Consider the following 649-nt stretch of genomic DNA (forward strand, 5'->3'; position numbering starts at 1 on the left):
CTGTCGAGGTTGCCGGTCGGCTCGTCGCACAGCAGCAGTGCGGGCTCGCCGAGCAGCGCGCGGGCGATGGCCACCCGCTGGCGCTCGCCGCCGGAGAGCCGGCCCGGCAGAAACCCCAAGCGGTGCGCGAGTCCGACCCGGGCCAGCGCCTCGCGCGCCCGCTCCCGCCGGGAACCGCGCCCCCGACCGGGGCCCGGGGTGCGGTAGACCTCGGCGAGCATCACGTTCTCGTCCACGGTCCGGTACGGCAGCAGATGGAAGGACTGGAAGACGAATCCGATACGGCTGCCGCGCAGCGCGGTCCGCTCGGGGTCGGCGAGTCCGTCGGTGCGCACCCCGTCCAGCCAGTACGCGCCCGAGGACGGCCGGTCCAGCAGGCCGAGGATGTTCAGCAGCGTCGACTTCCCGGACCCGGAGGGGCCGACGACCGACAGGTGCTCCCCACGACGGACCGTCAGGTCCACCTCGCGCAGGGCGTGCACCGGAGGATCGGCGTCGAAGACCCGGCCGACCGAGTCGAGCCGGATCACGACGTCCGGGTCCGGTGCCTCGCCCTCCCGGAGCGCCGAAGCCGGCGCGGACGTCCGCCTCATTGCCCGACCACCACCTGGTCGCCCGCACCGAGGGGGACGCCGACCGGGCTCACTTC

At 74.6% G+C, this 649-nt stretch carries 1 protein-coding gene; it reads right to left on the reverse strand.

Translation table 11 applies throughout. The annotated features are described in order from the left end of the window. Positions 1 to 593 (reverse strand): ABC transporter ATP-binding protein (locus IE273_RS43205; RefSeq protein WP_189820566.1); only part of this gene is annotated, 593 nt, incomplete at its 3' end. Between the last annotated feature and the right edge of the window lie 56 nt (positions 594 to 649).

The organism is Streptomyces olivaceoviridis, from assembly GCF_014650115.1.
In the GTDB taxonomy this organism is placed as follows: domain Bacteria; phylum Actinomycetota; class Actinomycetes; order Streptomycetales; family Streptomycetaceae; genus Streptomyces; species Streptomyces olivaceoviridis.